Source organism: Streptococcus sp. WM07 (genome assembly GCF_004570525.1).
GTDB lineage: Bacteria > Bacillota > Bacilli > Lactobacillales > Streptococcaceae > Streptococcus.
On the sequence record NZ_SPPZ01000172.1, the window covers coordinates 1 to 463 of the forward strand.

The 463-nt window shown below is 31.3% G+C and carries 1 protein-coding gene; it reads left to right on the top strand.

Going from position 1 to position 463, the window contains the following annotated elements; genetic code table 11:
• A partial coding sequence (locus E4T71_RS08920; RefSeq protein ID WP_209304490.1) for a hypothetical protein occupies nucleotides 1-280 on the top strand: 280 nt, incomplete at its 5' end.
• Nucleotides 281-463 lie beyond the last annotated feature (183 nt).

Here is a 463-nt window from a genome sequence, read left to right on the forward strand (position 1 = left end):
GTATGGAAATGTCCACCTGGAATTATCCCACCAGAACTTGCATAAACAAATTTTATTAAAAAAGAAAAAAACTATGAATCAAATTGAATTATTGGAAAAGATAAAAAATGAAGATGGACTTGAAGCCGCACTTGATAAATTTAGACACATGACATTTAGTTTGAGTCAAATAAGAAGAAGTTTGGAAAATGGAAATTCCAACCCAAATTTTTCAAACATAGATGATGTTTGTGATATTCAAGGAAAAATCATGAGGTGGAAATCTGGCCAAAGTTCATGAAAAATTAAAGCCACTGAAAAGTGGCTTTTTACTATTTTTTCTTAAAGAATAGTTTCTTGACTACCCACCTTATTGAATAAATAGTGTAAAGAAACTGAGGAAGTGCAAGAAGAAACAATGCCATAGTTGCATAACCTCTTTCACTCATTGGAATTTTGTCTATCTCTACAGCTATTCCAAATG